The organism is Gammaproteobacteria bacterium (assembly GCA_028817255.1).
In the GTDB taxonomy this organism is placed as follows: domain Bacteria; phylum Pseudomonadota; class Gammaproteobacteria; order Porifericomitales; family Porifericomitaceae; genus Porifericomes; species Porifericomes azotivorans.
The window spans coordinates 1-9,431 of the sequence record JAPPQA010000163.1 but is presented as its reverse complement, the minus strand read 5'-3'; the positions used below and the strand labels follow the sequence as shown (position 1 = coordinate 9,431).

Genomic DNA, 9,431 nt, shown 5'->3' with positions numbered 1-9,431 from the left:
TAACGGGCGTGGCCGGCGCCGTAAGCATCGGCATCGGCCCCGGAGTCGGAGTCAGCGATTTTACTTTTACCAGCACCAACCTGCAGTTGGCTGGCGGCAGCATCGGCCTGCGCCCCGGAGACTTCTCGCGCGCGGATTACAATATCCCCAGCATCGAGAACATCCCCAGCATCCCCAGCATCGAGAACTGCCTGCTGGTGCGCCTGCAAGCCGCGGACGACAACATAGCGGAATCGGGGGAGCGTCTGCGCCTGCAACTTCTGAATGCCGCCCCTGACGCGGACCGCATCAGAGTCCTGGGGCGCGACGGCATCTTGATGCCGCCAACCGCCGGCCTTGCCGACGACACGGTAGTGGAAATCGTTATCGAAGAACCGGTGCGCTACACGGTGCGCGCGGAGCAAACGATCATAGAGGAAGACCGGGACAACGACGGCACGGGCAACGAAGTCGTGTTCGCGGTTGCGGCTTCGCCGGCGCCCGCGATGGATAGGCCCCTGTATTACCGGCTGAGCGGCACCGCCACGCCGGGCACGGCCAGCCAGGATGGGCGCGACTATACCGCGCCCGACGGCGCGAACTTCGCGGCCAACGGAGCCACCGCTACCGGGACTCTGACCTTCCGTAGCGCGCAACGGATCCGACTTCCCGTCAGGGCCGATAACCTGCACGAAGCGGACGAAACCATTATTCTGCACCTGTACCGGGACCCGCCCGGCGCGGACGGCAGCTTCGTCGGCATCCCCATCGCCGCGACGGCAAATGCGACGCTGACGGACAACGACCAGGTCACGGCCTCGGTGACGCGCGCGGCAGGCGCCCCGGCGGAAATAGACGAGGGCGAAGACGCCCGCTTTACCGTCACTCTCTCCGGCGGCCGGTTGTCGCAAGACACGACGGTGATGTACAGCATCGCGGGCATCGTGACGGCCGACGATTACGACGATCCGAACGCCGGCATGCTGATCTTTTCCAGCAATCCCAGCACGTTGACCTATACCCGCGCCCAGGACGGCAGCTTCCGATACGAGCGCGATCTCGATATTCGCGCGCTCGCCGACGGAACCGCGGAGAATATCGCCGAAACCCTGACCGTAGCCCTCACCGGGGTCTCGACGCCGTCGGCGGGCGGCGGGGCGATCTCCGCCAGCCAAACGGAAACCACCGTAACCATCCGGGCGAGCGCGGCGGCGGACCACATCGTATCGGTACGCGCGGCTACAGCGAGTCAATCGGAAGGCGAGACGGCAACCTTCAACATCACGGTGGGCTTGAGCGCCAGAATCCGCAGCAACAGGCTGCGCGTGAACTACAGGATGAGCGGCACCGCCACCGCGAATCGGGATTACACCCAACCTTCCGGCACCGAGACGCTCTCTCTGAGCGACACCCTGGCCCCGATCCGGATCCAGGTAACCGACGATATGCTGAACGAAGCCGAAGAGACCATTGTCATGACCCTGGTCAGCGCGACCCTGCTCGATGGCGCCGGCATGCCGATCACCGGCGCGGGGATCAGCGGCGCAAACGGCGAGGCAACGGTGCGGATCGGGGACGACGACCCGCTCCAGGTGTCGGTGGCGCGCACCGACGGCAGCGCACCCCTCCAGGAACTCGCCACCATGGACGCCATGCCTGGCGACGTAAACCAAGCGGTGTTCACCGTGAGCATCGCAGGCGGTACGCCCACCGCGCCCGTAGCGATCCCCTTCTCCATAAGCGGCGACGTGGATGCCGCCGACTACAGCGTGGCGCTGAGCGCAGGCGCGGGCAACAGGCTGGAGATCCGCGCCGGAGAGACCAGCGGCACGATTACCGTAACGGCGGCGCCAGACACCCTCAACGAACCGGTGGAAAGCTTTAGCGTGACGCTGACGGGCGCCACCAGCGCGGGCATGGCCTCCGTGCCCGCGACCGGCATGCCCGGCGCAACGGCAACGGCCAACATCGCCGCCAGTAGCGCCGCCCTGGCGGTCGCCGTGACCAGTGGCGCCGCCACGGTAACAGAAGGCACGAACATAGAGTTCTTCGTTACGCTAACGGTCCCCTCCGCCGACGAAGTGCGCGTCGCGTACACGGCCAGCACGAATATGCCCAATCCTACGAGGGCGGGAGTGCTCCCCGACCTCGACACCTCCATGGGGATATTGTCCATCCCCGCGGGCCGGCGCGGCGGCAGGATCCGGATCCATGTCAGGCAGGACCGGTGGGCGGAGGAAGACGACGCGGAAACCCTGACACTCGCACTGACCGGCGCCACCAGGGTTACCGGCGGAGACAGCCCTCCCTCGGTTCGTATCAGAACCGCCATAGCAACGGCGACGATCCCCGCACTGGGTAACGTCGCCCATGTGCGGGAAGTGCGGGTCACGTTGCCGGACACGGACTCGAACGGCTTGCCGCCGGGCACCGTGACCGAGGGCGAAGCCGCCGTGTTCCGCTTCGAGGTCGTACCCCTGGCGCAGAGCACCCTGCCGCACACCGCAGCCCTGAGAATCTGCTACGACCTTGAGGACGGAGGGGCCACTGGCGGTCTGCCCGGCGGTCTGCAAGACACGGTGGACGCCGACTACCTGTTCCCGGCAACAGCGGCATGCGCGGGCGACTCGGCGGCGAGCCCGCCGGTCCCGGCATCGCAGTACAGCATTGTCATCCCCCCGGGCCGGAATACCGCCTCGTTGCGGATTGAGACGGTGAACGACAATGCGGCGGAGCCGGACGAAACCTTCGAGTTAACGATTAACCAGGTGATAGAAACGAATCCCGCGACCGGGATGCCCGCCGTGGACCCCGACCCCACCGGGGCGACGGCCCTTGCCACGCCTGCAGGGGCGAGGCTCCTTGGCATAGATGCGGCCTCGCATACGGCGATGGCGACCGCGACCATTGCCGACGACGACGGCGCGCGGTTCTCTCTCTCCGGACCGGGCCGGGTGGCCGAAGGCGAAGCGGCCGCGATCGAGCTGCGACTCGGCGGCGGCGCGCGCGCCGGGAACGTAATGGTGGCATACGCGGTTACCCTGGAAGACGGCGACATTGCCGGGGCGACGACGCTGCCCGCGGCAGCCGGCGATGTTACCGACGCCAGCGGCATTTTGACTTTCGCCATGGATGAGACCGTCAAGACCTTCACCCTGACCCCCGCGCGGGACACGGTCAGCGAGGTTGCGGACGACGACTTCATCGTCATAACCCTGAGCGGCAACATGCCGCCGGAAACGACTGTCATCGGCGCCCCAAACCCGTTGCGCATCCGCATCACGGACGTGGCGGACGACCCGCGGTTGCGCGAACAACGCCTGGAGGTGGCCGGGGCAATGCTGACCCGGGCGGCCATGATCCTGGCCATCCCGACGATCTCGCGCCGTCTGGACCCGGACTCGGGGGCCTTGGCGCCGGGGCTGGCGTTGACCGTGGGCGGGCGGCAGGTGGTCGCGGGCGGCGGCAAGGAAGGCGTCGCGCCAGTGCCGTTTACGGGCATCGGCATCGTGATGCCGGCGCAAAGCCCCACCCCGCGGCAACTCCTGAACATGCCGGCTGACGGCGACGACGGCGGCGCCGCGCTGCAAGGGCTGGAGGGCATCGTCATCGCCGCGGCATCGGCAAACGACGGCCTTTCCCCGCGGCAACTGTTGGGCGACTCCGGCTTCGCCCTGGCGCAAGGCGAGTCCGGCGCCAGGACGGGAACGGTGATATGGGGCCGCGGCGGCTACACGAAGCTGGAGGGAGAACCGGTGATCGGCGGCGAGCTCGCCGATTACAAGGGCGATGCCTGGACTTTCTACTTGGGCGCGGACCGGCGCTACGGAAACTTCCTGATCGGCATGGCCGCGGGTTATACCCATGGCGATCTGGAACTGGACGCGAATATCCTGCCGGGGCTGCCCGGCACCTCCACCTTCGAGCAAGATATGATCTCTATCGTTCCCTACGCGGCCTGGCAGCCCTCGCGGGCAGTCAGCGTATGGGTGCTGGGCGGCTATGGCCGCGGCGAGGTGGATATCATCGAGCAAGAAGCGGGCGGCACGCGGCGCGAAGGCGCGAGCGACTCCGATCTAGTGCTCGGCGCCGCCGGCTTGACCTTGCGGCGGCCCTCGCAGACGCCCGTGGATATCCTGTTGCGCCTGTCAACGACCGCGGCCCAGGGCACCATAGAGGGGGGGCGCCTCACGGGCGACAGCACCGTGCCGCCTGGAAAGTACGGCGAAACCACAACCAACGCGCAACAGGTGCAAGCCGAGCTGGAGTTGGCGGGACGCTTCGGCGCCATGGCGGGAACGCATGTGCGGCCCTTCCTGCTGCTGGGCGCGGCGCAGGACTTCGGCGACGCCGCGCCCAACGCCGTAACGGGGGAACTCGGCGGCGGCTTCGACCTCCTATGGCCCAAACTGGGGCTGGAGAGCAACCTGAAGCTGCAAGCGCGAATCACCAACAAAGACGGCCAGATCAGCCGGCGCAAATATAAGGAATACCTGCTGACGGGCGGCCTGCGCTACGACTTCGGCAACGACCGACGCGGCCTGATGCTGTCGCTACAGCCGGAATTCGGGGCAACGGCGAACACGCACGCGCTGGCGGGCGGCGCGGCGATAGCGGACGCCGCCGCCGGGGCACTGCGCCGCTCGTTGCGGCGTTCGTTGCACGGCGAACTGGCCTACGGCATCGGCGACGCCCGCTTCTGGGGCACGCCCGGCATCGTGACGATCTACGGCAACGGCAACGTCTCCGGGCGACAGCGCCAATACGGCAGCGGCCTGCGCTTCGAAGCCCGGCGTTTTGCTCTCAGTGCCGGAGCGAAGCGCACCCGGCGCAGTGACGGTCGTCCCGGCTACGAATTCCTCTTAGACGGCGAATACAGCTTCTAAACCGGCGGCTTCCGTCCAGCAGGCCCTGCCCCGCCAAAGCGGGCGGAACGATACTATTTCTTGCACTGCGGCTGGTTTTGCGGGAGGATTCGCGGATACCGCCATGTTTTACGGTCTGCCCTCCCCTCCATCCCAGCCCCGCAGGCGCCATCTCCGGCGACGGCGCGCGCCTGCCGGAGGCTGGCGAACTGCATTGCCCGCCGCACCGATCCTTGCCTCGCTCCTGGCTGCCGTAACCGCCGCAACCGCCGAGACTTCCCTCCAGGACTATCTGCAGCAGGCGCGCTCCGGAGACCCCAGCGCCCAAACTTACATCGGCTACCTGTACCACACCGGCCAGGGACTGCCGCGGGATCCCAAACAGGCCGCGCAGTGGTTCCGGCAGGCCGCCTGGCAGGGACACGCCGACGCGCAGTACAACCTCGGAGTGCTGCATACGCTTGGCGAAGGCGTGGCGCCCGACCCCCAGCTGGCGACGCGCTGGTACCAGGCAGCGGCCCGGCAGGGGCACCCGGCAGCCTGCTACCGCATGGGGATCGCCCACTATTACGGCGAGGGTGCCGAGCGGGACTGGCGGGCGGCGGGACATTGGTTCCAGGTGGCCGCCGACCGGGGCTACATCTCCGCGCAGTTGCAACTCGCGCGCCTTTACCATACTGGCCAGGGCCTGTCCCTGGACCCGGAACGGGCGGCATATTGGTATCGCCGCGCCGCCCGGGGCGGAGACGCCGCGGCTCAATACCACCTCGCCCGGCTCTACCGGCTGGGCCAGGGCATACCGCGGGACCGGGAACGTGCCGTCCAATGGCTGCGGCGGGCAGCGAAACAAGGGTACGCGCCCGCACAGGCCGAGCTGGAGACCCTGGCTCCGCGCCCCCTGCTGCCGTCCGGCGCCGAACCGGCGCAGCTGGAGCGCTTGCAAGCGCTGGCCCTCGACGGGCAACCGGAGGCCCAACTGGAATTGGCGGCGCGGCACTACCTGGGATACGAGACAATCCGCGACCGCGTACTCGCGGCGCATTGGACCCAGCGGGCGGCCGAAGAGAACCTGGGCGCAGCCCAGTACCTGTTGGGTCACTTCTACCTTACCGGCGAAGGGACGGCGCCCGATCCTTCGCTGGCGCGACAATGGTACGGACAGGCGGTAAAACAGGGCTCCACTACCGCCCAGGAAGTGCTGCGGCGCTGGCCAAACCTGGATGCCGAACTGCTGCGGGAAGAGTTGACGATCCGGTTCAGCAACTTGTTAAAAGACGGCGAGCCCGCGCACGCGCCTCCGACAGCGGCCGCGGGCCGCGGTCAGGCATCGGCGGTCAAGGACAAGCGGCTGGCGGCCGCCCGCCGGGACTTCGAGACCGGCATGACCTACGCGCTCGGCAACAGCGTACCCCGGGACAAGGCCCTGGCGCGGCAATGGTTCCTCAAGTCCGCCCTGGACGGATACGCGCCCGCGCAATACAAGATCGGCCTCGCCCACGCCCGCGGCGAAGGCGGCGGCCGCGACTACGAACAGGGGATCCGCTGGCTGGAATTGGCTGCCGTACAGGGCCATCTGGCGGCGCAGCGCGAGCTCGGCATGTTGTACTTTCATCGCGGACAGGCGCAAGACCGCATCCGGGCCTACGCCTGGTGCAGTCTCGCCGCCGGCGCCGGCGAGATAGAAGACCTGCGCGCTCTGGAAAAGATCGGCCGCCAACTCAGCGTCAAGGAAATAGAAGCCGGCAAACATTTTGCCGCCGGTCTGCACCACTCCGCCGCCCGCCGCCCGCCGCCGCGCCAGGCGCAGACAGCGGCCGAATCCGGCGCCGCGCCGGCAGGGCAAGGGACGCAAAGGGCGCCGCGCTCAGGATCGCAGCCGACCGTCCTGGGACATCAGGACGGCAATGGGCCGGGTACGGGGAATATGAGCGAAGACGATCATCAGGCTGACCATCAGCGGCACCGAGAGGAACATCCCGGCCCCGCCCCAAATCCCCCCCCAAACGCCCAGCGCGAGTAACATGGCGAGGGGACTCAGGTTCAGACCTTTGCCCAGCAGGCGCGGCTCCAGAACGTTGCCCATCAAAAGTTGCACCGCCGCCAACCCCCCGATCAGGAACAAAAAAGGCGGGATCGCGCCGAATTGCGCCAGCCCCAACAGCGAAGGCAGCGCCACGCCCGCCAACGACCCCAGGTAGGGAATAAAGTTCAGCGCGAAGATCAGGAGTGCCCAAAAACCGGCGAAATCCAAGCCCAATAGCTTCATCACCCCGTAACTCAACAACGCCGTGACCATGCTGACGATCGTCTTCAACCACAGGTACGCGCGCACCTCGCCGGCAATGACGCCCAATAGCCGGCGCATCTCCCGCTCCCGCTCCGGGTCCGGGAACAGGGCGCGCATCCGGGCCGGGAAACTATGCTGCTCCAGCAACAAGAAGATCACGTAGAGCAGGACGGCGCCGCCGCTGCCGAGCAGAGAGGTCAGGGAAGCGAACATGCCGGCCAACAGGGCGCCGGCCTCCAGTTCTCCCCAAAGGCGCCCCGGATCCAGTGCCTGCTCCAAATCCAGGGCCGGCAACAGCCGGCTCGCCAGATCCCGAAGGTTGTCCAGATACCCGGGCACTTCCTGCCGCAACCGGCCTGCGCCCTCGAACACCGTCTCGGCGGGGAACCAGAGCAGCAGGAACAGCAGCAACAGCGTCAGCACGCGGTACAGCCCGGCGGCCAGCGGCAAGTCGCGCAACACGGGCAAGCGAGCCAACTGCTGCGCCACGGCGTCAATAATATGCCAGATGAATACCGCCAAAACGAAAGGCAGCAGAACCGCCTTGCCCACCTTGAGCAGCAGGCCGGAGATCGCCACCAACAGGACGATGCCTAAAAGATTCTGTACCGGCATGAACGATTCACGGAGCCCCGAATGGCGCCAGTATAACCGCCTCCGCCTGCCCCCGGTACGCCAGCGGCGTTGCGGAATGGGGCGCAATGCGCCCACAGCTTGCCTGGGCGGCACGGGATGAAGCGCTCGGCGAAGGCATTGCTACTGTTCGCCTTGGCGGTCGGCGCCGCGCTCCTGCTGCTGGCGCTGCCTGAGCTGAACCGCCTGTTCAGCCTGGAAACCCTGGCGGCGCAGCGCCAAGCCATTACGGCCTACTACCACGCACACCCGTTGCGCGCGGCCCTGTGGTTCTGCGCGATCTACGTCGCCTTCAGCGCCCTGGCGCTGCCAGGGGCCGTGGCGCTGACACTGCTCGGGGGGGCGGTGTTCGGCCCGTTGCGGGGCGCCGTCCTCAGTTGCCTCGCCGCCACCGGCGGCGCCTGCCTGGCCTTCCTGCTGGTGCGCCACCTCCTGCGCGCGCCCCTGAAGCGCCGCTATGGCGGCCCGTTGCAAAAGATTGACGCGAGGATGCGCCGCGACGGCGCCTGGTACCTGCTCGCCCTGCGCCTGGTGCCGGTGGTCCCCTTCTTCCTGGTCAACCTGGCGATGGGCATAGGCCCGATGCGCCTGCGCGTCTTCGCCGCGGTCAGTCTGATCGGCATGCTGCCCGGCACCTTCCTCTACGCCAACGCCGGCAGGCAACTGGCGAAACTGCGGACGCCGGCGGACGCGCTCTCGCCGGATACGATCCTGGCTCTGACGCTGATCGGCCTGTTCCTGCTGTTGGGAAGACTGTTGCGGCGCAAATTGCACTGAACCCAGGGTGGACCATTTCCCATCGCTCCCCCCTGGAGGGGGAGCGATGCGCGGGAATAACGGGATGGGAATCTTTTCCCCTCGATTGCGTAACGGCTGCGGCTACTGTCCCAGCGCTTCGAGTGCCACCCCGCCGCAACGGGAGATCGCCGACCGCGCCGCGTTGCTGTCCTCAATGCTGGTGCGATTCCACACGCTGTTGTAACCGTTCGAGATCAGCGCGCCCGGGCGTGCCGCGGCATCAAGAAAGGCGGCGGCGGTCCCAGGGTCGGTAAGGCGGTAATAAGCGAAGCCGGTATCCGGTCCGCCTTGGCGACGCTCGGGTTCGCCGTGGCGCCAGGCGGTGCCGTCAGGCCGCTTGACAGCCAGTTGCAACCAAGTGGGACGGGCAGGCCAGCCGCCGAAGTGAATCTCCAATTCAGGGGCAGCCCCCGGCGTACAGATAAAGGCAAAGCCCACCCTGGCGCCGCTTGACAACGGCGCCACCAGCGCAACGAAAGAGACGCCGGACTTGGGGTCTTCGGCAATCTCGTAGGCAGCGGCCTCCGGCGTCGGCTCGGGCCCCTGCGCGCGCGGCGCATGATACGGGCCGCAGAGCAGGGCGAGGACCGGCGGCAGAGCAAGCGCAAAGCGCATGGGACTCAGGTATATCAGGGTATTCATGGGCCTCTGTACGAACCCCCCCTGAAGTATAGCGGAAATCTCCGTCTCCCTGCCTGAGCGAATGCCCGCAACGCCGGCCCGCCCTCTATGCGCGAATCCTTTTTCCCATCACTCCCCCCTTTACACCTTGAGGGGGAGCCTATGCGGCCCTTGCGGTTACCTATACAGGTTGTCCTGGGCGGTGGGGCGATGGAGGCGCTTTAGCTGCTCCCCCCACCGGCGCGACT

General features: G+C 67.3%; 4 protein-coding genes and 1 pseudogene. 3 read left to right on the top strand and 2 right to left on the bottom strand.

From position 1 onward, the window contains the following. Positions 1-8: 8 nt before the first annotated feature. Both OXU43_06830 and OXU43_06825 read left to right on the top strand, forming a co-directional pair. Positions 9-4,865, top strand: a complete 4,857-nt coding sequence (locus tag OXU43_06830) for a hypothetical protein (protein ID MDD9824867.1) — start codon at positions 9-11, stop codon at positions 4,863-4,865. A gap of 103 nt (positions 4,866-4,968) precedes the next feature. Further along, positions 4,969-6,405, top strand: a pseudogene (locus tag OXU43_06825) (tetratricopeptide repeat protein). Positions 6,406-6,708: 303 nt separating this feature from the next. On the opposite strand, the gene OXU43_06820 reads toward OXU43_06825, so the two are convergent. Further along, the gene (locus tag OXU43_06820) at positions 6,709-7,746 is read right to left on the bottom strand and encodes an AI-2E family transporter (GenBank protein ID MDD9824866.1); all 1,038 of its coding nucleotides are present in this window, start codon (positions 7,744-7,746) and stop codon (positions 6,709-6,711) included. Between the two features lie 117 nt (positions 7,747-7,863). On the opposite strand from OXU43_06820, the gene OXU43_06815 reads away from it, so the two are divergent. After that, positions 7,864-8,541, top strand: a complete 678-nt coding sequence (locus tag OXU43_06815) for a TVP38/TMEM64 family protein (GenBank protein MDD9824865.1) — start codon at positions 7,864-7,866, stop codon at positions 8,539-8,541. Positions 8,542-8,643: 102 nt separating this feature from the next. Here the strand turns inward: OXU43_06815 and OXU43_06810 are convergent, their stop codons facing one another. Then, complete coding sequence (locus OXU43_06810; GenBank protein MDD9824864.1) at positions 8,644-9,204, bottom strand: hypothetical protein; 561 nt, start codon at positions 9,202-9,204, stop codon at positions 8,644-8,646. Positions 9,205-9,431 lie beyond the last annotated feature (227 nt).